Source organism: Legionella lytica, from assembly GCF_044626755.1.
GTDB lineage: Bacteria > Pseudomonadota > Gammaproteobacteria > Legionellales > Legionellaceae > Legionella > Legionella lytica_A.
The window spans coordinates 72,198-96,989 of the sequence record NZ_JBGORX010000008.1 but is presented as its reverse complement, the minus strand read 5'-3'; the positions used below and the strand labels follow the sequence as shown (position 1 = coordinate 96,989).

Here is a 24,792-nt window from a genome sequence, read left to right as displayed (position 1 = left end):
AAATCCTGCTATTTTTATATGGCGCTAATATTATAACGTTGGGCTCACTTCTTCTAGAACAATTTAATCGCAAATTGCCAGCACGAGTATTGAGTAAACTATAACTTGGGTGTATAATTTTGAGCCAATTCCAGCCATGAACATGCTATGTCCAATATCTATCACCGCGGAAATTGTGTTTACCCAGGGGCTCCCCAATTAGAAAAACCTTTGCGGGACACCCAAAATTACTTTCGCCGCTCCAATTTCATCCTGAAAGTCGAATCACTGGTGCCAAGCGCTAAGGTTTTTCTATGACATCAAGTATTATCAAACATCCTGCACTTACTTACTCTCAAGATATTCAAGATATTTGCAGCCCTCTACACCATCTCGATATAACCTATTTCGGCCACGCCCAGCTTACGGAAAATAATCAATTTTCAGCAGCAAGTACTAATCCTGATTTTTTTGAGCATTATCTGAAACACGAATACTACAATGCGGATCTACACACCATCGATTTAGGACAACAGCATAATTTTATTACTTGGGATACGATCGAACTGAATGGCTTGTGTAAAATGATGGAAGAAGAATCTTTAGCTTTTGGTGTTTTTCATACCTTCACCATTATTGAAAACACAGCCAACCTACGAAATTATTATCATTTTGCAACGCACCTCCCGAAGCCAGAAATAAATCAATCCTATTTTTCTAATCTGGACCTACTGCAAAAATTTATTACCCACTACAAAGAACAAATTAGTCATTCAAAAACCTTATCCAGCATTTATCAGGTCCAATATGAACTTGACTGCCCAGTTTATGACACGCCACACGATGACCTATATGATGAGCAAAGAAAAATCTTTCTTAATGCCATCACCCCTAATAACAAAAAAAATTTTCAACACAGCCTCTCGCTAATTGAAGAAAGAAAACTAGCAGCCCATTTCTTGAAAGCACATAACATTACCCTAACCAATCGTGAATGCGATTGTCTATTCCCCAGTCTAACGGGAAAATCTGCCAAACAAGTTGCCTATCAACTAAGTATTTCTGCACGCACCGTTGAGGAACATTTAAATAACATAAAACTGAAATTTGGCGTATTTTCTAAGACCCAATTAATCGAAACAGTTATTGCTTATTTATCCAAGATGAAGATTTAAACTAGACTTCACTCAAAATAAAGAGCGCTCGCTGGGCACCTTGGTGAAACCAGACATTCAGCTAAATATTCGGTCACTTAACCCCAGAAAGCGACATTTCTAGGGAAGAGGTTCACTAAACCAGAGAGACCTAATTTTTATGCGGCATAATCCCGCAAAAGTACACAGTGACTTGTAACCATCATCTTGTATTTTCATTTGAGCGGCGACTAATAAACTCATTTAACAGAGCAACAAAACGCTCAGGCTCCTCTAAATGAGGATAATGAGCGGATTTATAAAAAGTTGTTATGTTTTGTTCGTGGGACACCGTCATGTCATTCCCATTAATAACCAGGTCATGAAATCCATTTATCCATAAAGTAGGCACTTCAAGCTTAGCAATATCAACTGAAAAATTAGACTCGTTTGCATAAAGGTCCTCTCTTACGCTACTAAACGTTTCTGTATTCAGAGGTAAATCAATCTTTTTTTGCGCGTCTTGGGCTTGGCTATAACATTGCAAATTAGCCCAGTATAAATAAGGTCTATTCTTATTTTCTTGAAACACGGGAGCAAGTTGTTCTGAAATATCCCAAAGATTACTAACATCAAAGTTATCCAGGTTATGGAACACTTCGTTATATAAGTCCAAGTTGCGTTGCTTCAAATAGGCGAGATCAAGCATTAAGTTATTCAGGCGAGGAGTTAATATAGATTTAGCCGTAGAAATAAAAATACCAGGAATAAAAGATCCCTTACTTTGATAGTAATCACAAAGTAATTTAGCTCCATAGCTATGACCAATTAAGGCAGAGATACTTATATTGTATTGTTTCGCAAGATATAGAATTATTTGGTGTAAATCATTGAGATTGTCTTGATGCAACATTTGCTTAATAGAGTGAGCTGACCTTCCACAATTACGTTGATCATACACAATAATGTTATAGCACAAAGAGTTAAATAAATTATGGTGCTCAATAAAATACTCAATGATTCCACAATTAAGGCCAGGCCCCCCATGGATAAAAAAAACATAGGGCAACTCAGGAGCTTGAGTAAATCTAGCGATATAAAACTCAGGATGGGATAAAATATCTTTACTATAAACGTTCACTATCAGCCTATTACAATTGTGTACAAGATGAAGCATATGATACCTTCGCGGGCAGCAAATGCGCATCCAGCCAGCCTGATTTAAAATAAAGGAATACATTATCATGTTTTTTCACACATCCCAGAAATTGCCTCGGGGAATTTTTAAAGCCTGTGTTGTACCCAGGCCTATTGCCTGGATCAGCTCCAAGGATACTGAAGGTAATCATAATTTATCTCCTTTTAGTTATTTTAATATTGTCTGTGAGGACCCACCGATGATTATGTTTGCGACCACTGGTTCGCATAACGATGGTGGAGCCAAGGATACGCTAAAAAATGTGGAAGAGACTAAAGAGTTCACCGTAAATCTAGTCAGTTATACCCATAAAGAGGCAATGAATATTACTTCACAGGATTTTTCGCGAGAAACGAATGAATTTGAGGTCGCAGGGATAAAACATTTGCCAGGAGAACTCATTAAAACACGTAGAGTCAAAGAATCTCCAATTAGTCTGGAATGTGTATATCATGAGTCAATTCAATTACCAACACCAGCTGATTCGAACTTAATTAATCGCATGGTTATTGGTAAAGTAGTTGGGATCCACCTTAATCCTGAAATTTTAACTCAGAATCAGCGAATTGATACCAATAAACTTAATCTTATCGCTCGATTAGGATACAACGCCTATTCCAAGGTCGAGGCGGATTTTGAGTTAATAAGGCCTTGTGAGTTGTGATTCACTAAAGGATTAAAGATAATGACAAACGATTTTTCAGATAATGACTATGCTCCTATAAAACTAACTAACCAAACCCATCCACGAATCAGAGTATACCCGCAATATTACAAATTGGGATTTAGTGGTGTTCCTCATGTTTATGGGCGTAGGGCGGTTCTGCTGCGGTTACTCAATGTGCTTGAGCTACTTCCTGCCGAATATGGTCTGCTTATCTGGGATGTGTATCGTCCCCGAGAAGTACAAGGTGCTTTATTTACGTGGATGAGGAATGAAATTAGGAAAAAAAATCCGCAGTTGAGTGATGAAGAAAATTATGCCGAAACCAAGAAATATATGTCGCCCTCATCACAGAGAGGTGATTCATACTGCCCTCCTCACTTAAGTGGCGGTGCCATAGATCTGACCTTATATGATGTTGCTACGGGCATCGAATTGGAGATGGGAACCGCCTTTGATGATTGCAGTGAAAAGGCTGATCGCGACTATTTCAATCAACAAATCAATTTATCTGCTGCAGAAGTGAGTATCAAAAAACAGCGCAATCTGCTGAGAGGTTTAATGGAAAAAGCCGGTTTTACTTCTTATCAGCATGAATGGTGGCATTTTGATCTTGGGACTATTTTTTGGAGTAAAGAAACCGGGAATGCTCCTCTTTTTGGGCCATTATTTGGCGATGAAGAATGGCCCAGCAATTAAACACCCTGTATGTCTTTGATGACTGAGCAAGAGCCTATATAATCCTGGTACTAACTCAACCCTAGCCAGGCACAAGGATACACATGTTTCAATCAGCTCTCATAATTGCCCTCATGATGTTTAGCATCGTTACGCAAGCAGCCCTGCCTGCTGATCCCATCCAGCGTTGTTTGGATGTTAGACGCTTCGCGGACTTTACTACTCGGCAAAAAATGGCCGCCAAGGAGCCTGGGGTGTTGCGCTTTAAGTTTCATAAAATTTCCGTATCCGAACTCCCATTAGATAATCCTGTGGGCAATATGAATGAAATCATTGATGCCTTAAATCATCAGATTGCCAATTGCACTAAAAATCGGGGCGAATATCAGACGGTGGCGATTGCAGGCCATCGCTTTACCCGTCAAGAATGGTGTATTAATACCAATAAAAAGCTCCTCACTTTTGCCAAGGCGGCTCGAGGGGATTTTCAAAAATATTTAACCAACCTTAAAACCGAGTTTGACTGGTATAAAAGTGAGGGCTGGCCAGAAAACCATGCAGGCTTTAAAAGGGGTGAGTTTCAATTTACTGCTTATTACGCGCCAGCCGCGGTGGAAGCGCGGAGTAAACGTGGAGGTGCGTTTTTATATCCACTCTATGGCAATCCAGGAATAGTCAATGCAGCAGCCGAGAGCAAGAGACTTAAGTTAAAAGGCCCTCTATGTGGTGTGGACCCACTCACCAAAATACCGCGTGGATTTTGTATGAAAAATGCCAATGGCACCTACTCAATTATTCCAGACCGCGAAGAAATTGAGCATGGCGCCTTACCCGCCAAACACATCCTTGGTTATGTTAAAGATGCAAATGACCCAGCATTTTTAATGCTTGAAGGCTCCGGTTCATTAATACTTGATGGCAAGTTAATTCATATCAATTACGATGGCTTCAATGGCAGACCGCGCACGATGTTAGGCCGTATAGTCCAATGCGCCCAAGACCCAACCTGTGGTGGTAACCTCGATAACATCGAACGTTGTGCTAAAGATCCTAAGTGCCATGATGAAGCCAAATTACGTTGTAATGTATCTAAAGAAATCAAACAAAGTGCCGCCTCAGAAAAGCAAATTCGCCAATATCTGGATAACCCACGTAACCGTGCCAAAGCAGATAACTTGCGCAATCGTGATCAAAGCTATGTTTTCTTTGTTAAAGAAGAGGGCGGACCTTATGGCTCAGAAAATATTTCGCTAACAGCCCATGCTTCCTGTGCAACCGATCATAGAGTCATTCCGGTAGGTATGAACTTTATTTATAACTGCAAAAAAACCACCTCCTGGTGTGTAGCTCAAGATACTGGTGGCGCCATTGTCGGAGCTCATGTGGACGTCTACAAGGGTGAAGGGGATCGCGCTGGTGTGGAAGCAAATGAATTGAATCACACCGGCTCATTGTATGTGGCCTTACCAAAACGTAAATAAGGAAATGGGTAAATTGGGGCTATTTTATAGCCCTGCTGCTCCCCACTGCAAAATTTAACTAGAGTAACGTATGACACGGAAAGACGTGGCATCTTGAACTTTCTAGTTTCCTAAAAATGATGCGTGCAGCATATCCAGGATAAAGCGCTCACACTGCTCTAATTGTGCTAAGGCCACAAATTCATCGGCACGATGTGCTTGTTCAATACTTCCAGGACCACAGACAATCGTTGGTATCTGCGCTTGTTGAAATAATCCCGCTTCAGTGGCATAAGCAACCTTTAATATTTCAGAGCGATTACTGACGGCTTGAGCAGCGCGTACCAGTGCTTCCGTAGGCGAAGTATCTAAACCAGGAGCATTCGCAATAGTATCCACCACAACCTTAGCCTGCGATTGCTCTTCACGCATAGCGGGTTCTAACTGCTCTGCAACGTATGCCAAAATAGTATTATGGAGTACGTCCGGATTGTCTTGTGCCAAGTTCCTAAACTCAAAAACAAACTCACATAAACCGGGAATAGTATTATAAGCATTTCCACCTTTAACCAAATTAGTAGTTACGGTCGTATAAGGCACATCATAGGCATGATCTTTAGCCCCTGTACTTTTGAAACGCTGAGCGATGGAACGAAGATAGCTAATGAGGCTTGCCGCATGCTCAATGGCATTACATCCTTGAGCAGTCAATGATGAATGAGCGGCAACACCATGAACTTGGCACCGATAAACGCGTATTCCCTTATGACCTATAACTGGCAACATGAGCGTTGGCTCACCCACAATACAGGCTTTAGGTTGATAATTCAGTGCCCGCATTTTGTCAATTAAATGCGGTGCCCCCAGGCAACCCACTTCCTCATCATAAGAAAAGGCAAAATGAATAGGGAAAAGAAAGTTTTGCGCTTTCAATTTAGGAATAAGCGCCATAACAACCGCAATAAAGCCTTTCATGTCGCAAGCACCACGCCCATAGACTTTATCGCCAATGACAGTTGCTTTAAAGGGATCCGTTGCCCAATCCTGCCCATCCACCGGAACTACATCTGTGTGGCCGGACAAGACAATGCCCCCCTCGCGGCAGCCATTTTTTCCCGGTAAAGTCGCCAATAAATTAGCTTTGGGCTCTTTAGCATCATGAATCAAAATCGGCTCAAGATGCAGCTCATTAAAGGCATTCGCTACATAATCAATGAGTGGTATATTTGAATTACGTGACGTTGTATCAAAAGCAATGAGTTTCGTTAACCATTCTAATGTTGTCATAATAACTCTTTGTTTTGGCAATATACCAAGCAGCAAGAAGCTTAGACTTATTGCGACGAAGTTAAGTAAGGGTCAGTAACCGAAGCGGAGCATCATCTCAATTCCCAGAATCCACAGAGATTCATCTTAAAGTAAAAAAGTATAAGCGTGCAATGATGTTGTTACCTGAAAGGCATCGCTTCCAGAGTACAGGGCGCGAAACAGGCTACCATGTTTAGGCAGAAACAGCATTTTCTAAACGAGCTCTATATCTTTTATCTTCTTGATATATTTTTACAATTCGCCAACTATGGTAGAGTGTAAACGCATATTTCCTAACTAAGGGACTGGTATTAATTTATGACTCAATTAAATGATTTGATCAAACCAACTTGGAGTGCAGAAAGAGCCTTAAACAAGGCATGGTCTATCCTCACCGCAGAGGAAAAAGAAACCATCCAAAATCGCATTGATAAGATATTTTATAATGAAATACCATTTCAACTAGAGCATGATAAACTTATCTACATTCATTTATTCTCATTATTTGCCCAATTAGAAACCATTGGTTTAAGAGGCCTAATCAGATCCCTTGACAAACTTCAAGGCACTGAGTTGTATCAACAAATGCGCCAGCAAATTACAGATGAGATTTTTCATGCGACGATGTTTACCCGCCTGGCCTTCCAGCTATCGGCACCTTATGCATTACCCCTAGGACATCAAAAGAGCATCAATCATTTTATATCCTCCATGGACAGCGAAGAGGATTTAGCAACCTCTTTAACTTTAGTCAATCTAGTTGGAGAAGGTTGGGTCGAAGAGTTATGCGTTGCGATGACTGAGAAAAATATTGCTGTTAGCGTTTTTGAGGCAGTGCTGGCCGATGAAAGCAGGCATATGGATGAATATGATTTATACCGCCAGATTGGCTTGCCTAATAAAGACTATTTAAAGAAAAAATTAGCTATTTTTGAAAATGAATTAATTAATACCGTATTCGCACATGAACAGTATGTTACCACCCTTGGTATTCTTTTAGGCAAGGAGGGTTCATTGAAGTTGATGAATAATATTAATCAAAAACAACACACCATGCTGAAGCAGATAGGCATCACCCCCTCTACCCATTGGCAATTGTTTATGGAGAGTATGCCCTTATTGTTGCAAAACTTATCCCATGATTATGAAAAAGACACGCCGGTGGAATTGACCAATGTGCGTAAGTTATTGTCAGCCTTATGGAATGATCCCGAACTACCAACTGAGTCAGCCATTTTTAGCATTAATGTGAGCCCGGTTTGTTTCTTCGAAAAAAAATTTAAACCAGAAACCATCACTTGCCTGATGTTACAAGCATTAAGCAAGGCCTGTTATGATAACCCGCAGGCAAGAAATTATATTTTCAACCATAAACTGTATAACTCACACGACAGCCATGTAGCGCTTGCAGTAAAGATTCCCGGCAGTGAGCAATTAGGCGCGATTGAGTTTACCAATTGTCATGAAATGACGATGGCGGAATTAGCACAGCATATTCAGCATGACATGACCATCATGACCTATTGCTATAAAAAAACCCAAGCCCTACAAAAAGAACATCCCTTTTTAAATGAGGTAGTAAACCGTTTGCTGACTCCTCGCCATGAACGCACTTATCGTGATTTCTTATTTGCAAGACCCGCTATTTCATTAAGTAACATTGGTCATTGGGGTTATCAAGCAGCTATTTCGCCCTTGTTTCCCAGTGAAACCTTTAAATTAACCTTAACCGAAATTGAAAAGAAACAGGTTTGGAATAAAGCAACGCAGCAATTTGAAGCACAAGACATATTGCCTGTTGGTTTAAGCGTTGACCATCGCGTGTTTGATGGCAATATCCCTCTGCCCCATTACATGCAAGATGCCTTTGATCTGATGTTTGCTGATATGGAACAGGCTAAACCCAAGCCTTTATCCCGGCCATTTGCCAACTTAGATAAGTTTATCAAGTACAGTAATACACTCTTGGAAAATGATTTGGAGTTTGGATTCCTTTATTTATTTTCGCTCATGCATGTATGGAAAAACGATATTTCCTATGATGAATTGGCAAAAAGGATTGAGGAGAGTTATCGCAGGATAAGAAAGAACCTACCGCAAAGTGAAGGACAAGTTGGTTAAGACCTTATGCAACCGTTTTCTTTTTATCATCAGCACTTAGAACGTGTAAGCAGAAGTTTCAGCTTTTGTATTAGCCAATTAACTTCTCCGACTAAAGAATGGGTGGCATTGTGTTATTTGTTTTTGCGTGTCGTCGACAGCATCGAGGATGCAAACTGGGAGGATAGGCAAGAACAAAATAAATCGTTTGCGGTATTCAAATCATTTCTAACAGAAAAGCCATCTAATGAACAATTCATTAAATGGCTTGCTAGTTTTCCAGCGCAATTACCAGCGGAAGAGAAGCAACTCCTTTGCGATCTTCCCCTCTTATTGGCGGATAAAGATAAATTACCCGCGCCCGTAAGCAGCGCATTGATCCATACGATGGTGCAAATGATGGAGGGAATGCAACACTTTCTGCATCATTATAGGGTTGAAGACAAAATTCTCTTTCCATCGCTCGTGACCACTAACCAGTATTGCTTTTTTGTTGCAGGAATCGTTGGCAAATTACTGTCACAAATTTTTACTTACGCCATTGCTGATTTTCAATGGACGACCAAGCTATTGAATCAATCATTTCATTTTGGCCTGTTTTTACAAAAAGTTAATATCTTAAAAGATAAAATAGAAGATGAGGCCTGCGGGCGTTATTTTGTTGCGCCGGGGACCAATTTACAAGAGAGTATGGGCATCAATGCCCAGCATGCGCTTGCCTACCTCAAAAGTATTCCCATCATTGTCGGACGCCCCTACCGTTTATTCTGTGCCTGGTCTCTGTTTATTGGTTTAGCCTCTTTACGCTGGCTAGCTCAAAAAGGTAGCAAGATTAAACCGCGCGAAACTTATTATGTAGTGAATCAGGTTGCCCTGTTAATTGATGATAATCAGGCGCTAGAGAAATTGTTTTATAGTTATTTACCAAAGCAAGAAAGCTTGGAAAACAATTCGCCATCTACGGCATCGATGCCCTCTTGGTTTACTCATATTTATACTGAAGAGCAAGAACCTATTGCTTGGTTTGAGCTTGGGGTCCTTGCTTAATGATGTCTTTATGCGGCATCGTGGCCCCCTGGTTGCTTGCTATTGCCGCTTAGACACATCAACCCGGAGATCCGGAGACGAAGGAGTAGAGTCAGTTGCGTGCTACCAGGACTATCTTTACTTTGCCTTATTCTTTGGGTGCTGCTGCTACAGCAGATAAATGCTTACGGCGCATAAAAAGACCCAAGGCGACAATGGCAATAATTAAAATTGGCACAATTAAAAGAAAGATATGGGTTTCCATCCAGGCAATACAGATAGCAAATAAACCCAGTACAATTCCTATAAACAGAAAAGTTGATTCAATATAAATACCTGCCAAAAAAACCGCTTGCGCAATGAGGGTCATTACTCCTAAGGTTCCGAGAAATGGGCTGATAATTCCTATGTCAACATAAATTGACATGATATAAACCGAACCAATTAGTCCCAACCAATGCAAAATTTCATGCCACAGCAGAGCGGGTGTTGAAATAGCATTCATACGCTTAAGATAAAAACTCAATCCCAAGGCCAGTAGCGCAATAATAACGGTGGCGACTTGCCAAAACTGCCAGGCACCTGATGCTTTCATATTGGTCAGAATCAATCCGATAAATGTGAGCAGAAGTATGATGATTCCCACAACAAATCGAGCGGTCCATGGGTGTAGCGAATTATTATTTTCCATTAGAATAACTTCTCCTATAAGTCTTAACCTGTCGTGTTAAAGGGGGAGATAGAAAGAGTAAGCCAACTATTCCATCCTGAGGCTCTGGCCTGTGCATCAAACTCTTTATAACCTTTGATATTAAGCAAAACCTGTACCTGTTTAAATACTTTTAAATACCCAATTTGGGGGCCGGCACTAAATACGCGCGATTTAAAACACCCCACAAAATTACGATTCCCCCGATCACAAGACAATTGTTGGTAGATATACCCCACTGCGCCTACTTGCGTTTTTTTAGCAAAAAATTTAGAGGCACTAAAATCCCAGTGCATATCAACACCATTTTGATAATGGGTACGCTTATTTTCAAAATTATAAGTCCAGCCTGCTACCGAAGAAAACTCATACCCGGATTCAGGGTTAAAATAGGTATAGCCCATACCGCCATCAAGACTGGGATGATTCGAGCCCAAATTCGCCAGTCTTTTGGCATCATAAGCCCCAACTGGCACACTCTCGGCAATGTAAATCATGAAATTATGAACCTGATGATTCCAGCGCAAACTAGCTAAAGGCGCTAAATCGCCAACTGAAGTTACCGAATCAGTGCGCGACTTTCCCAAAACAAAACCGGAGCCAAACCCCAGATTTCCCAGAAAAGTACCATTGACGGTGGCTTGACTGCGGCCATAAGGGACCGCCATGGCGATCATTGCCTGCCCGTTTAATATTTTCTTTTTAAAGGTATAGCTGGGAATAGCAAAATATAAATCCACCTCCGCATTGAGATCAACATTCAACTTTCCGGTAAATCGCTGACGAATATTGCCTAAAGTGACCTGACGGGCAAACGCAACTTCAGAGCCTGCACTCACCGAAGAATGGTAATACACTGATGCCAGGGAAAGTCCAGGCTGTAATGGCGCCGCTGCCAAAGTTCCAAAATACCCAGGAACCCAAAAACTAATTCCCCCCTCATCAGCATATAAGCTTGGGCCATATAAGCCCAAGAGCATAAAATAAAGGAACAGGGCGTATTTTTTATTTCTCATACCAAAATCCATTTTATTTATAAAGTTAAACACCTCGTTGTGAGGTGATGGCTATTTTTTAGGCTCGCTCATGCTGATTGCACAACGAAATCCTATATGCTCCATGCTCGTATCCGGAGAGGATTTCATGCGTGCAGCAACCCGATATCCAGAACAATAGGACTCATTGCATAAATAAGAACCTCCACGTAATACGCGTTTCGGCATCGTGGGCTCATCAGGATCATAACTCTTTTCCGGCCCCTGAGGATCAACTACTTTCTGGGAGACGATTGTTTGGTAATAATTTACATGATACCAATCAGCGACCCATTCCCAAACATTTCCAGCCATGTCATACAAGCCATAAGCATTAGGAGCAAAAGAACCAACGGGCGCTGCATAATAATATTTATCACGTAGCGTATTTTTATAAGGAAACTCCCCTTGCCAGGTATTTGCTTTAACCTCACCTTCATCGATGGGTTCATTACCCCACGGATAAATTTTATTTTTTAAGCCTCCACGCGCAGCCCATTCCCATTCTGCTTCACGTGGTAAGCGTTTACCAACCCAACGACAATAGGCAAGTGCATCATCCCAAGAAACATGAACTACAGGCTGTTTTAATTCTTCTATTTTACTGTCTGGCCCATGCGGGTGACGCCAATCAGCTCCGGGCATCCAGGTCCACCATTGGGCAAAATTATCCAGCGGCACAGGATGATTAGGCGGAGAAAAAACTAAAGATGCAGGTACTAACACACTCTCATCCGGTTTAGGTGTATCAGGAGGAAGCTGTTTTTTTAAAAGCTCCCAATCGGGTTTGGTTTCCGCAGTGGTAATATAATGCGTTTTATTAACAAACTCCGTAAATTGGGCATTAGTAACTTCATATTGATCGAGCCAAAAACTACTGACACTTACCTGATGCTTAGGTAACTCATCCCTTCTGGCCTGATGATTGTCACCTCCCATCATAAAAGTCCCTGCAGGAATTTTTACCATCCCTTTTAGTAGAGCATGCTTTGCTTCGGTAATTGCCGGTGTTTTATTGGCATTCGCTGCAAAACGAGCAGGCGTTTTATTGCATGAACAGGGAGATGCTTCAGATTGAGCCATCAGCACTTCAGGAAATAACAGGCCACTTTGGAGTAGCAGAAAGAAAAAACTCTTTTGGATCAAGGAAGACATAAATAAAGACCTTAGTAAACACAACAAAGCCCGAGCAGCAAACTCAAGCTTTGTTCTTTAAAGACTACTTAAATTCATCAGGAATAATTTTCGCAAGCCCTTCACCCCAAGGGTTATAAGGAACGTTAGGATGCGTTTTCAACTCATCAAAAAAGTTAATCAGGACAGGATTAATATAGACTCCAATCCAACCACTATCTTGGCCGGAGTTACGGCCAGGCGAGGTTTGATTACCGCCAGTGGGTGCAGCCCCGTTAAAGACCACATCATATTGCTCCGCAGGATCCCACCATAGGTTATATAAAGCCCCAATCTTTAATGGTTTTTCTGGGCCTAACCAAGTGTCTTTGGCGGAAAAGACCATTTTGAAATTTTTAACCCGAATACCACCAAATTGTAATCCATTAAAGTAAATGAAGCTGTCGCGTTTGCCCGGACCTTTACTTAATAATGAATCACTTAAATCAATTCCATCAAAAATAATCGGCTTATTATTGTTATCTTTCCACTCATGGGTAGGTGGTTCAAGGCCGGCTAGTTTGGCAAAGGTTGGCCACCAATCCATATGGGAAAACATGTCCATATTTACCAGACCTGGTTTGATATGTCCTGGCCACCAAGCAATAGCAGGAACTCGGAATCCCCCTTCAAAGGTAGAGCCCTTCATACCACGAAATGGCGTATAACCGGCATCAGGCCATGCATCAATCCAAGCCCCATTATCGGTAGTCCACACAATCAAGGTATTTTCTGCAATACCCAAATCTCTAATAGCCTGAATGATTTGCCCACTATTGTCATCCAGCTCCATTAACGAATCCAAGTAATTGCCCCCCCCAGGAGATTTGCCTTTCCAACGTGGAGAAGGATTATTGGGGTTGTGAACTTTTTGGAAGTTTAAATAAACAAAAAATGGATTGGCATCATGAGCATGCGACTGAATCCACTTAATGGCATCAGCACGCATCGTATCATCGCCGGTAGCCAAATCATTAAAATCAAATTTTTCTCTAACTACTTTAGGTGCTTGCCCTGCTTTCCCTTCAAATTCGGAGAGTACCGCCAACTGGCCCCAAGTTTTTTGAAATTGCGGATCATGGATGGGAAAATTAGGATGTAAATCAAGATTATCATAAGCATAGACCCCCGCATAATACGGAAGCATATGATACATTTCATCAAAGCCATTAGCCGTGGGGAAATTTTCTGGTTTGTCGCCCAAGTGCCATTTACCAAACTGCACGGTAGTATAGTTTGCTTGCTTTAAAAACTGCGCAATAGTAGGAGTTTCTTTAGTTAACCCATTGGGATCTCCTGGGGCTAACACACCAGAGAGAGCAGTTCTAATGGGTATACGCCCCGTAATGAAAGAAGCCCGCCCCGCAGTACAACTTGCCTGGCCGTAATAATTAACAAAGCGCATCCCTTCTGCCGCCATGCGATCGAGATTAGGCGTAGGAGCTCCACGCATCGCGCCGCCACCATATGAACCTAAATCACCCCAGCCCACATCATCAGTCATAATGACAATAAAATTAGGCTTTTTCGTCTCTGGTGGCGCAGCATAAATAGGAGTACCAATAATAAATAACAACGAAGAACCACACAAAAATTTAATTAGGTGTCGGCATCTATTCGCTCGGTCGCATCCAATCATAAAATTTAATCCTTCCTTTGATTAAAATATTAAAATGGCTTTATTTTATTATTTTGTCAAATTAAAAATCCCAGCTTATTAATATTTATCTCTGCGCTGAGTTTAATAATAAAACAGGTATTTCAACAGACATGGAAAAAGATATGCGAATGTCATCATTGCCCTCACGGGAATGATGACATCCAACCCGTTTAAGCTATTTTTTTGCTAAGTTCAGCAACATGGCGCCCTTGGGAACGAGCAATTTTCTTTTCAATTTCTAAGGGAGTACGGCTGCCATCTGCGCCGGCAATGGTGCCTGCACCGTAAGGTGAGCTTCCACGCATTTCACTCAACTCAAACAAGCTTGATTCACTATAAGGAACCCCGGTTATCAACATCCCATGATGGGCAAGCGTATTCCAAAAAGAGGTAATCGTAGTTTCATTTCCGCCCCCGGTACCGGTAGACACAAAAACGCTTCCTATTTTACCAATTAATTTCCCTTGCACCCATAAGCTGCCCGTTTGATCAAGAAAGTTACGCATTTGTGCAGCCATATTACCAAAACGAGTAGGTGTGCCAAAAATAATGGCATCATAATCAGCTAACTCTGCAGGACTTGCGATTGGGGCTTGTTGATCAAACTTTACCCCTGCCTTTTTGGCAATTTCATCAGGCATGGTTTCGGGTACGCGCTTAACCACCACCTCAACCCCAGGAACTTCTTTGGCCCCTTCTGCCACCGCATAAGCCATTGTCTCAACGTGACCATAGCTTGAATAATACAATACTAGTACTTTACTCATATTAAATTCCTTTTACTCATAAAAATGCAATTAGCAGAATAGCCGATACTGACTTTGATGTCTTGTAGGAAATTATTTTTTTCCCACATCTTTTTTTTCGCACTCATCAACTGCTTCATAAATAAACTATAGTGGTGCAGTCGAAGGTTGCGATAAAGGTGTTTTTTCGTCTATTTTTTCACTTAAGGGCAAAGTAAAAAATCGAGGGGAAGCGGTATTTTTTATGTTTCCATAAGATCCCGTACCGGCCATAATACCTCCATCAATATTATATTGTGAGCCAGTAATAAACAAAGAATCATCGGAGGCTAAAAATACCGCAAGGCTTGCAACCTCACTGGCTTGCCCCATCCGTTTTAACGGAATGCTATCCGCATATGCTTTTATACGTTGCTCACGCCCCTCATCTAGACCAAATTCCGCATCCCACATTTCCGTCAGAATAGCAGCAGGGACAATAACATTGCAGCGAACCGGATATCCCTTCTTTGCACAATGGATAGCTACGGTTCTAGTAAGATTCAAAATAGCGGCCTTACTTGAGGCATATGCCACATTTGAGGGAATCCCAACTAAACCCGAGCGCGACCCCATGTTAATAATTGACGCGTTGGCGCTGTTTTTCAAAAGTGGCATCATCGTTTTACAACCGAGAAACGCTCCATCTAAATTAACCGCATGCACCGTGCGCCAATCATCAAGAGAACAATTTTCTATATCTTGAGGCTGCGCTGATTGAGGAGCAGAATCAATACCGGCATTGTTAACTAATACATCAAGCCGTTGGTATTTGTTTTTAATATATTCAGCGACTTTTTGCCAATTTTGTTCGGAGCTAACATCCAAGCTTAAATAATCACTTGCTCCAATTGATTGAGCAAATTTCTCCCCTTCAGCCGATGATAACCTGCCGGTGACAATGACTTGAGCACCTTTCTTACAAAAAGACTCAGCAACAGCAAGACCAATTGATTTTGTACTACCCGTAATTAAAACTATTTTATTTTTTAATTTTGGCATCGTTATCAATCCATGATTTGTTCAATTAGACAAATCATCTTAGCAATAAGTGTATGCTCTTTCCACTCGCATGATACGTAAAAATAAGGGATAATCACCCACTTCTTTTACTTGAATTTTTGAGGTTCAGGATGCCTTTTATTAGTAGTAGCACTGAGAGATTCAATGATGAAGCCAGTCAAACCGCATATAACGACTATAAAAAATCCCTCTATGCCCAATCGTAAGATAAATTATCCTGGATAAATCTATTAGACACCGTTGTTTCTCCCAAACTCAAAAACAATGACATTCATTACGATGCATTAGTTGCATTTACCAAGTCAATGAAGGCCAAGGGACTTTTAGTCACAGAAGCATTATTACCGATTCAGCTCGAGTTATTTGAATATACGATTAAACAATACCCGCTAGTAACCGAAGAAAAGAGAAAAGCAGCCATCCAGCTCATAGGCCACCTCAATAATATACTCTTCAATAGCGTTCTTGAAAATCATATCGTAACGATGGAAGATGAAGCACTAATGCTTGCTTTTATCACTGTTCCTGCGAAAAGTATTGAAAATAAACTAAGGGAAGAACACATTATAATCGATGAAATATTGCTGTCCGGCCTCATGGCATGCCGCCAGCGTTATGTCGATTTATTAAGCGAGCACCTGCTGCATTTGGAAAATACCAAAAAAATTGCTTCACACTTCACCCTAGAAGAACAATGCTCGCTTATCGCAAGGCTTGATGGTATTAAACTCGTTCAAGAGAAATCAAAAGCCGTTTCCGATTTGGAGAAAACAGTGGCTGGATTGCCAACTCCCCACCTCATATTTGCCCCACAACTAAAGAAAGGGCTTATGGAGGCGACGCTCGATTTGAACTTAGCCTTAACAGCGGTATTTTCTGAAGAGTTTTTGCTGGAAGAAAACTTAAACAACTTAAGTATGACACCTTAATTATTGCATCGCTCATACCCATCAATACCCCTCCCGCCCACAGGAGAGGGTTATTCCTTTAAATTTGATTTAAATACTATAACGTAGACCTACCGCTCCTAAGTTGTAGTTTTGCGAACCGAATTTCACTAACCAGCTGCTTGTCGCTGCGTGGGTGGGATAAACCGTTGACCCGAAGGTATAGTGGCTGCTTGCAAGATAAAGCCAGCGATATTCACCAAATATATCTATATGGGAAGTTAGCTGGGCACTTAAACCCGCTTTTACCTGAGCAGCAAAGGTAGTATTCGAACTATTTCTATTGGAGTTATAATGATTAATACCAGGCTCACGCGGGGAAACTTGCAGAGAATCTGCGTCTGCAATAGATAAAACGCCAGCACCAATACCAGCTCCCACATAAGGATAGAAAATAGCCTGGTTTGCAAGATGAATGTTTGCCACAGCATTGATAAGGAATACACCAGTGTTCACCGGATAGGTTGCTAAAAAATCACGCTCCAAACGTTGAAGCGTATTGTAATTTACTGCATGACCAGTGAACGTAGCTTTGCCAAGGTAATATCCTTCTAATTCAGTCGCAGGTGAGATTCCTATTCGTGAATTGAATAAGTTTATCGCAGACCATTGATATCCTACATGTCCACCAACCAGCCCGACAGTTCCACTATCAGCTCTACCAAACGCATCAACTGCCAAGGGACCGCCGACTGCTTCGGGGAAAAAAACGGTTCCAAACTGCTTAATACTCACTTTATCTGCAGCACCAGCACCACCAAAAGCGCTCACATATATTTTTCCTGGAGTAAGCACAGTAGCCCCCATGGTACCAGCATATCCTTGGTAACTGCTTATAAACAATACCGCCATTATTGCGCCAGTGATTTTATTTAATGTCATGCAAAACTCCATGCAAATAGTTATAAGTCCGTTTATATGAATAAGACAGTGGATGAACTTTTCAATAAAAATGCTACGGATTTTTTATATCATTGTCAATTTTGCATCCCATTTTTGATGGAATCGGCCAATCAGAGTAAAATAGGCGCTGACTGAGCTTAATTTGGCAAACTATGGTGCAGGAGATGGCAGACTTTCCTGCATGAGCTCATCTCGTTCAACAGCATCATTATTCCAGCAATTTATAGCGGCATGATATCCATATAAAGGGAATGCAAGCGCCAGCATTAGCGCTAATCCAACAGCCAATTTGCTTAATAAATAGTTGGAATTTTGACCAACTTTTACCACACAAGATATATTTAGGTCAAAAGAAAACAGCGTAGGAGAGAGTAACAATAGCTCTAAGTAATAGGTGTGTCACAAAAAATGTGCCATGAAACATTATCTTAAACAGTGAGATGTCGGAGGAGAACCCCCCTCAGTCAGTAATACTTTTATCATATGAGTGCGATTTACATTATCGTGCACTTACTCTTTTTTTCGCTCGGGGGTAAATTTTCCTGTACCGCTGAGAATAAACCTAGTTGCCCTAAAAGGTTGCTGTATACCTCCCTCATTCCAAGATTATCTTCTTCTCGGAGTTGACCCCGAAGTACTTTCGCCGTTTCAGGTAAAGAAAGGCATTCTTTCTCTAATTCAATAAAGCGAACAACGTCTTCGCTTTTTGTTTTCAATTGCTCAATGAACTGTCGTTTATCTGATTCATCCTTAAAAAATTCCAGTCGTTGGGCGATGATTATGGTATCGCCGTTGATGCATGCGATGGCCCCATACCCCTCGGGAATATTAATGCGGTCGATACCCTCATCATCAAGTTCTATTGCCAATTGAGCGGCAAGAATTGGAGCTTTTAAATGATTTTTTTTATTTCTAGGGTTTTGCATCACGGCCACAAAGGAAAATCCTTCCCCAACCCCTTGCAGAAAAAGACTTACCCCCGGTCTAGTTTTATCCATACTCGCACTGGTCGAGTGATGCAGCACAAATTGATTATCTACTTTTCTTTTTGCAACAATAGCATTACAGGGAGAAAAATCTCTTGAAAATACATTAAGGCCGACTCGTGTACCTGATATTTCCGCTTCATATCCACGATTACCCGCATTGCGCAATAATTTAACTACCGCATCCAGATAATAGAATTCCCGACTAGCCACTTTACCATCAAGACCGATCTCTAGTTCCTCGATCAACTCAAGATGCGCCTCACAGAAAAGAGACACCGGGGCATCAGAAACTAAGGTATGATCTTCGATGTAATAAATCTCGCGTTGGGAGTCCGTGCCTATTAACAGGATTGCATGCTGTTCATGCTGCTTAATTTTTTTGATTTTATTTGACAGATCATCATTATTTGCAAAAACATACAGAACATAATTTTTATATGCCAGCTGCTGCTCGACAATTAGGATCGGCACAAAAATACAGGCTAGCGGTTTCTCATGCTCAAGCAATACCAATGGCTTATCGTCATCATCCGTGCATTGAACTGCTCCATTAGAGTCTGTTGAAAGAACCATTAATGAAGGATATTTATTGTGTGGCATAAATGGCTATACCTCCTTGCTGTATTATTCCATTTGGAAATTGCATGACTGGCAGTGAGCCAATTATAGCACAATAAAAACACACATTAATCCATTGCCGATCTTACTGCTGCTTTTATTGCTTGAGTTACTTCATGCTTCCACACTACAATTAGCTTATACTAATCACAGTGGATGCTTATGTTCCAAAAAATAATCCTATTAGCCTTTGATATAGACGATGCCTAATCGATCCCTCCCTTCAAGATGAAATCCGCTACATTGGGGAAAGTAAACAATGGCGTCAAGTGATTGAGGCGCTACAAAAAGAATGCGCACGGCAAGACATTATCTTAATTCCTGTACTGATCACGGCTAAAGTTGCAGAGGAACCCGATAGCACTGTTGACTTCCTCTTCGCGGAAATGGGAGATCTTTTTTGTGGTAGAAAACAAAATGGACAACCCTATGAATTCAAGCGCCCTAAGGACCAGTATACGGCCATGCGCCATTTTCAGGGAAAGATATACCATGAGGTATATAATAATGCAGATCCTCGCTTTAATCGCATTGCATCGCTAGCCCCAATCCCTTTGGAAGAAGACGAACAAAATACATCTCCTCCAGTACATATAGTAGGTGCAACTCATCCAGAAGGCCCTCAAAAGCCCATGTTTTACATCATATTGCTCAATTTTTATCAAGTTAGCTCGGAGAACGTTTTTCTTATTGATACTCAGGAAAATAATCGGAAGATCCTGAAGGAACGATTTGGTGATACGACCATACCTGTTTATATTAAATCAGGCCCATCACGCGAACTGGAAGCGGTCATTACTAATTTTTTATACGCAGTGAAGCTTGCTAGCGCAATAATTACGGAAGGAGCAAACTCCGTCTTTCTATAGTACACCTTCCCAGGAAACGGCCGATGCGCACCATTTAAACAGCCATCCATGCGATAACAAATGGAGCAGAACTGCAAGTCCTACTACTCAATTTTTTCGAGCAAAAACAGGGGCGTTTTACCGCATTTATTAGTGAGAGAGCAGATAGTTTAGCACAGGCATCTACTCTGTCAGCCACGCCGACGCAGGAATAATGATTAATTATGGATGTTATGGGAATGTCTTGAACAGTAATTGGTGGAGGCGGCGGGAATCGAACCCGCGTCCGCAAATCCTCTGCCTTCAGCTCTACATGCGTAGCCTTGTCTTTTAATTTAACTGTGCATTCTCCGACGGGCAGGATTCTACACAGCGATTCCCTGAATTTCGTAATCTTAATTCGGGAGAAATTAAGACACTAGCTTATCTTCTATGACCGTTGATTCGATACCAATAAGCGAGCTCGGTCAACGGGATACCGGGTTTATAGGCCGGTACACAGTGGCTTATCTATAACTACGGATTAGGCAGCGATAGCTTCACCAGCAAAGTTTTCATCGTTTGCATTTATATTTATTTGAGCCTGATTTACGAGAGATCTCATTCTCGGCATGCACCTCTGGTTTTGCAACCCACGTCGAAGCCAGGTCGCCCCCAATTTGTACACTTTAATTATAACATAAAATATAAAAAGATTGGCATTATCTTTAAAATAGCAATAAAAAATTGTCGCGCGCTGAGAGTCTCGTGGGAATTTTTAACTAAAGATAGGAATATCTCCTGCGAATTCCTGGCTTTGCCACGGGAGCTATGGATGGGGCAAGCCTCTGTGGTTCCCGTGGTCAAGCCACGGGAATTCGGTAAAAAAGGGGGGCTTCACTGGGTTCGCAATGACGTACAGCGAATGCAAATTATCCCTGAATACCTTTATGTCGCAGTAAGGCATCGACCGTTGCTGGGCGTCCACGAAAATCCTGGAATGCTTCTGCCGCTTTTTTGGAGCCACCTACCTCTAAAATAGCATGCAGGAAATCATGACCTGTTTTAGGATTAAGTACCCCCTCCTCTTCGAAACGGGAGAAGGCGTCACTGGATAATACTTCAGCCCAAATGTAGCTGTAATAACCTGCGGCATAACCCCCACCAAAAATATGGCTGAAACTATGCTGGAAGCGGCTGTAAGGAACAACCGGTACAATGCAAGCATTGCTGCGTACATCCGCTAAGACGTCACTGACGAAGGATTCGTTATTCGGCTGGTATTCCTGGTGGATACGAAAATCAAATAAGCTAAATTCCATTTGCCGTAAGGTGGCCATTGCTGATTGGAAGTTCTTGGCAGCCAATAAACGCTCATAAAGTACTTCAGGTAAAGGCTCTTGAGTGTCCACATGGGCAGTGAGGCTATCCAAGGCACTTTTTTCCCAGCACCAGTTTTCAAAGAATTGACTGGGTAACTCCACCGCATCCCACTCCACGCCATTAATTCCTGATGCTCCCAGATAATCAACTTGCGTTAACATATGATGCAAGCAGTGGCCAAACTCGTGGAATAAGGTTTCTACTTCATCATGGGATAGCATGGCGGGTTTATTTGCTGATGCTTTGGCGAAGTTACAGGTTAGAGTGGCGATAGGTAATTGGATGCTGCCATCGTCTAATTTTCTTCGGCTTTGTAAGGAATCCATCCACGCACCACTATGCTTATTGGGTCTGGCAAACAGATCGGTATACACATAGCCCCGTACTTGTCCGTGGTCATCAACTACACAATAACATTGTACGTCTTTATGCCATACATCAACGCCTTTAATCTCCTGGACCGTCATCCCATAAAGGATTTTCAATAAATCAAATAAGCCTTGCATTACTTTAGGTTGAGGGAAATAAGGGCGTAAATCTTCTTGTGACAACGCGAATAAATCTTGTCTTCTTTTTTCTGATAAATAACTGATATCCCAAGGTTGCAGAGGGCCCAAATCCCATTTGCTGGCAGCAAAATCTTTGAGGGCAGCAAGATCACCTTCTGCTTGAGGATGCGCGCGCTTAACCAAGTCATTCATAAAGCCCATGACTTGCCCTGTAGAGTCAGCCATTTTAGTGGCTAATGATAATTCCGCATAGTTATTAAATCCTAACAGCTGCGCTTGCTCATGGCGTAACGCAAGTATTTCATTCATGTTAGCCGTATTATCAAAAGTACCCGCATTAGGCCCTTGATCCGACGCTCTGGTTACGTAAGCCTGGTATATTTCCTCACGTAAAGCACGGTCTTCAGCATGGGTTACAATGGCTTGATAACTCGGAGCTTCTAAAGTGAAGATGTAGCCATCAAGGCCTTTTTCAGCTGCCAATTCTCTGGCGGTACTTAATGCATGCTCAGGGATACCCGCGACACGTTGAGGATCGGTAACATGGATGGTGAACGCTTGGGAAGCATCCAAAATATTATGTTCAAATTGGTTAGAGAGCTCATCCAAACGCGTTTGAATTTCTTCAAAACGCTTTTTATCTTGTGCCTCAAGAGCAACTCCTGACAATTCGAAATCAAGTAGGCTGTCTGCGATTAACTTTTTCTGGGTGACATTTAATGGATGCGTATCAATCGATTTAATTGCCATATACAAATCATGATTCTGTCCCATTGCTGCTTCGTATGCGGAAAGCAAAGGCAGGCATTCATCGTAACAATCACGTAATACAGGAGAATCCATTACCGAATGTAGATGTGAGAATGGCGACCAAAAACGCTCCAACTCATCATCCATATCCTCGAGGGGATACATTAGGTTATCCCAAGTGTAGTAATGATTATTCTTGATGAGGAGATCCACTTGCTCTAAATGGTTCTTTAACATTCCTTCAAGATGAGTTTTAAATTGCTCTGTATCAATGTGGCTAAATTGTGGTAATCCAACTGGCGCTGACATGCTTTACCTTTAAAATTAATGTAAGTAACAAAAGCATAGCATTCAATTGATAAAGGCTCTAGAGCTGATGAGACAGAACAACCAGGTTCTCTTCATCATCGGCCGGCAAATCCAATGGTTGTTCTTTTGTGGCGAAAAAGCCCAGCTTTTTTATACCACCCGAAGGTACTTCAATGATGTCGCGAGGTCTTTGCTGGTTAATCACCGGTGCTAAGGCAAAATTGATTAAACAAATTACCACGAGGCAAATGGCCCCCGTTACAGCAATTGCAGGCATGGTGGCAAAGAAGGGAGCCCCACAAGCCATAGCTAAGAAAATTCCGGTGGTGGTTGCCACATGGGAGCTAAAACGCAATAACTCAAAATTTATTTGTTGATCCAAAACCCGTAACTGCTGACTGATTTCCTCTCGCGCGGCGGCATCAGTGGTGGGACTATCAAACAGGTCTTGGTATTGGCGGCGCATCTCATACACGCGATTGAGCTCAATGTATGCGCGTATTGCTGCTAAAATCACATCATAACCAAAAAAAGCAATCGACAAATAGGCCGCAACGGGAGCATAAGCCCCAGTTAAAAGATAGCCATTAACATAGCCTAAACCAACCCAGGCAATGTCATTACCTAACTCAAACCAACGTCGTAATAATTGTCCCTGAAGACGTACCTGCCAACCTAAATCTTTTTCTGCTTGCCCCATCCAAAAACCTGGCAACAGATGTTTTATCAGCAAGCCAAGATTAACAGCTAAACGTGGCGCATAAAACAGAAAGGCTAAATGAGGTAAGAAGGGGTCCGTACAATGCCCAAAATCGCGCATAATGTGACGATACCAATCGGCACTACAATCCAAGGCGGCAATAACATCTAAAGCGCGCTTCGAACGGACTAGTAATAAGCGATATAAATTAACGTCAAGGGTTCGCTGGCGTACCTGCTGAGAGAAGGATGATCCTACGGTGATTGGTTCAATTTTACCATATTGTTGTGGCGGCGGATGCTTCAGTTCGATTAAGATTTCACGATAAAGATTTTTCTGAATACGCAAACGTTCAACTTCTCGCGGAACAATTAGATAATTTTTATAAACCTCTTCTAATAGTTCGGCTAAGAAAATAGCGGAAATCAACTGCTCAACTAGTTGTTGTTCGGAAACAAATTTTTCGCCGGATAAATTAATGCGAATCTGCTGTCCAAGCAGACTGTACTCCATATTTAAAACAAGATGAGAGGGAATAATTTCGCGATAAAAATCAACTCCAAGATCTTGAAGCGACTCAGAGAAGGTCCAATTATCAGGGTTGGGATCGGTAATCCCAAGTTCGTAATTGGTAAACAGTGTATTTTGTAATCGTCTAATAACTGGATTCATGACGTCCGCAAATAACTTAATGGATATCAAATAACTACATAATTATGGTGCATAAAAACAAATGAGCAAGATAAAAATGCATCCTGATTGTATCAAAAATTACACAATAAGTAAAATTACCATGTTTATAAATGCACTCCCCTGTCTCTAAAATTGTCATTTATACTCACCTTTAACACTTATATCCTAGATCCCAATACAACTTCAACTATTCTTTCGAAAATACTCTTACTAAAGAATGATTAAAAATGATTG

At 41.5% G+C, this 24,792-nt stretch carries 20 protein-coding genes and 1 other RNA gene; 8 read left to right on the top strand and 13 right to left on the bottom strand.

Annotation, left to right across the window (positions count from 1 at the left end; all coding sequences use genetic code 11):
- Positions 1-293: 293 nt before the first annotated feature.
- Positions 294-1,154 carry a helix-turn-helix transcriptional regulator gene (locus ACD661_RS14215; RefSeq protein WP_400188528.1) on the top strand — a complete coding sequence of 287 codons (861 nt, stop codon included), beginning with the start codon at positions 294-296 and terminating at the stop codon, positions 1,152-1,154.
- Positions 1,155-1,335: 181 nt separating this feature from the next.
- Here the strand turns inward: ACD661_RS14215 and ACD661_RS14210 are convergent, their stop codons facing one another.
- Positions 1,336-2,253: an alpha/beta fold hydrolase gene (locus ACD661_RS14210; RefSeq protein ID WP_400188527.1), complete on the bottom strand. Its 918-nt coding sequence runs from the start codon at positions 2,251-2,253 to the stop codon at positions 1,336-1,338.
- A gap of 103 nt (positions 2,254-2,356) precedes the next feature.
- Here ACD661_RS14210 and ACD661_RS14205 point away from each other — a divergent pair, with 103 nt between their 5' ends.
- The 3 genes from ACD661_RS14205 to ACD661_RS14195 all read left to right on the top strand — a co-directional run bounded on the left by ACD661_RS14205 (position 2,357) and on the right by ACD661_RS14195 (position 5,133).
- Positions 2,357-2,974 carry a flavin reductase family protein gene (locus tag ACD661_RS14205; RefSeq protein ID WP_400188526.1) on the top strand — a complete coding sequence of 206 codons (618 nt, stop codon included), beginning with the start codon at positions 2,357-2,359 and terminating at the stop codon, positions 2,972-2,974.
- Positions 2,975-2,995: 21 nt separating this feature from the next.
- Positions 2,996-3,673 carry a M15 family metallopeptidase gene (locus ACD661_RS14200; RefSeq protein ID WP_400188525.1) on the top strand — a complete coding sequence of 226 codons (678 nt, stop codon included), beginning with the start codon at positions 2,996-2,998 and terminating at the stop codon, positions 3,671-3,673.
- An 83-nt stretch (positions 3,674-3,756) separates the two neighbouring features.
- Entirely contained in the window at positions 3,757-5,133 is a 1,377-nt protein-coding gene (locus ACD661_RS14195; RefSeq protein ID WP_400188524.1) for an MltA domain-containing protein, read from the top strand.
- Positions 5,134-5,235: 102 nt separating this feature from the next.
- On the opposite strand, the gene argE is transcribed toward ACD661_RS14195, so the two are convergent.
- A complete protein-coding gene (argE, locus tag ACD661_RS14190) occupies positions 5,236-6,399 on the bottom strand; it encodes an acetylornithine deacetylase (RefSeq protein WP_400188523.1) in 1,164 nt (387 codons plus the stop codon).
- Between the two features lie 339 nt (positions 6,400-6,738).
- Between argE and ACD661_RS14185 the strand changes: the two genes are divergently transcribed.
- Positions 6,739-8,541, top strand: a complete 1,803-nt coding sequence (locus ACD661_RS14185) for a 2-oxo acid dehydrogenase subunit E2 (protein WP_400188522.1) — start codon at positions 6,739-6,741, stop codon at positions 8,539-8,541.
- Positions 8,542-8,547: 6 nt separating this feature from the next.
- Positions 8,548-9,567: a squalene/phytoene synthase family protein gene (locus ACD661_RS14180; protein ID WP_400188521.1), complete on the top strand. Its 1,020-nt coding sequence runs from the start codon at positions 8,548-8,550 to the stop codon at positions 9,565-9,567.
- Between the two features lie 127 nt (positions 9,568-9,694).
- Here ACD661_RS14180 and ACD661_RS14175 read toward each other — a convergent pair whose 3' ends face one another.
- The 6 genes from ACD661_RS14175 to ACD661_RS14150 form a co-directional block, all read right to left on the bottom strand.
- Positions 9,695-10,237, bottom strand: coding sequence for a hypothetical protein (locus ACD661_RS14175; protein WP_400188520.1), 543 nt, complete (start codon positions 10,235-10,237; stop codon positions 9,695-9,697).
- A gap of 23 nt (positions 10,238-10,260) precedes the next feature.
- Positions 10,261-11,271 (bottom strand): SphA family protein, encoded by a 1,011-nt coding sequence (locus tag ACD661_RS14170; protein ID WP_400188519.1) that lies wholly within the window; start codon positions 11,269-11,271, stop codon positions 10,261-10,263.
- Between the two features lie 51 nt (positions 11,272-11,322).
- Positions 11,323-12,444, bottom strand: a complete 1,122-nt coding sequence (locus ACD661_RS14165; protein WP_400188518.1) for a formylglycine-generating enzyme family protein — start codon at positions 12,442-12,444, stop codon at positions 11,323-11,325.
- Between the two features lie 64 nt (positions 12,445-12,508).
- The gene (locus ACD661_RS14160; protein WP_400188517.1) at positions 12,509-14,101 is read right to left on the bottom strand and encodes an arylsulfatase; all 1,593 of its coding nucleotides are present in this window, start codon (positions 14,099-14,101) and stop codon (positions 12,509-12,511) included.
- Positions 14,102-14,292: 191 nt separating this feature from the next.
- Positions 14,293-14,889: an NAD(P)H:quinone oxidoreductase gene (gene wrbA, locus ACD661_RS14155; protein WP_400188516.1), complete on the bottom strand. Its 597-nt coding sequence runs from the start codon at positions 14,887-14,889 to the stop codon at positions 14,293-14,295.
- Positions 14,890-15,015: 126 nt separating this feature from the next.
- Positions 15,016-15,909, bottom strand: coding sequence for an SDR family NAD(P)-dependent oxidoreductase (locus ACD661_RS14150; RefSeq protein WP_400188515.1), 894 nt, complete (start codon positions 15,907-15,909; stop codon positions 15,016-15,018).
- Between the two features lie 326 nt (positions 15,910-16,235).
- Here ACD661_RS14150 and ACD661_RS14145 point away from each other — a divergent pair, with 326 nt between their 5' ends.
- Positions 16,236-16,859, top strand: a complete 624-nt coding sequence (locus tag ACD661_RS14145) for a hypothetical protein (protein ID WP_400188514.1) — start codon at positions 16,236-16,238, stop codon at positions 16,857-16,859.
- Between the two features lie 69 nt (positions 16,860-16,928).
- On the opposite strand, the gene ACD661_RS14140 is transcribed toward ACD661_RS14145, so the two are convergent.
- Both ACD661_RS14140 and ACD661_RS14135 read right to left on the bottom strand, forming a co-directional pair.
- A complete protein-coding gene (locus tag ACD661_RS14140) occupies positions 16,929-17,759 on the bottom strand; it encodes an outer membrane protein (RefSeq protein ID WP_400188513.1) in 831 nt (276 codons plus the stop codon).
- 515 nt (positions 17,760-18,274) lie between these two features.
- A complete protein-coding gene (locus ACD661_RS14135; protein WP_400188512.1) occupies positions 18,275-19,369 on the bottom strand; it encodes a hypothetical protein in 1,095 nt (364 codons plus the stop codon).
- Between the two features lie 287 nt (positions 19,370-19,656).
- Between ACD661_RS14135 and ACD661_RS14130 the strand changes: the two genes are divergently transcribed.
- Positions 19,657-20,256, top strand: a complete 600-nt coding sequence (locus tag ACD661_RS14130) for a hypothetical protein (protein WP_400188511.1) — start codon at positions 19,657-19,659, stop codon at positions 20,254-20,256.
- Positions 20,257-20,491: 235 nt separating this feature from the next.
- Here ACD661_RS14130 and ssrA read toward each other — a convergent pair.
- The 3 genes from ssrA to ACD661_RS14115 all read right to left on the bottom strand — a co-directional run bounded on the left by ssrA (position 20,492) and on the right by ACD661_RS14115 (position 24,537).
- Positions 20,492-20,891: a transfer-messenger RNA gene (gene ssrA / locus ACD661_RS14125) on the bottom strand.
- A 255-nt stretch (positions 20,892-21,146) separates the two neighbouring features.
- Positions 21,147-23,165 carry a M3 family metallopeptidase gene (locus ACD661_RS14120; RefSeq protein ID WP_400188510.1) on the bottom strand — a complete coding sequence of 673 codons (2,019 nt, stop codon included), beginning with the start codon at positions 23,163-23,165 and terminating at the stop codon, positions 21,147-21,149.
- A gap of 58 nt (positions 23,166-23,223) precedes the next feature.
- On the bottom strand, positions 23,224-24,537 hold the full coding sequence (locus ACD661_RS14115; RefSeq protein WP_400188509.1) for a hypothetical protein: 1,314 nt from the start codon (positions 24,535-24,537) through the stop codon (positions 23,224-23,226).
- Positions 24,538-24,792 lie beyond the last annotated feature (255 nt).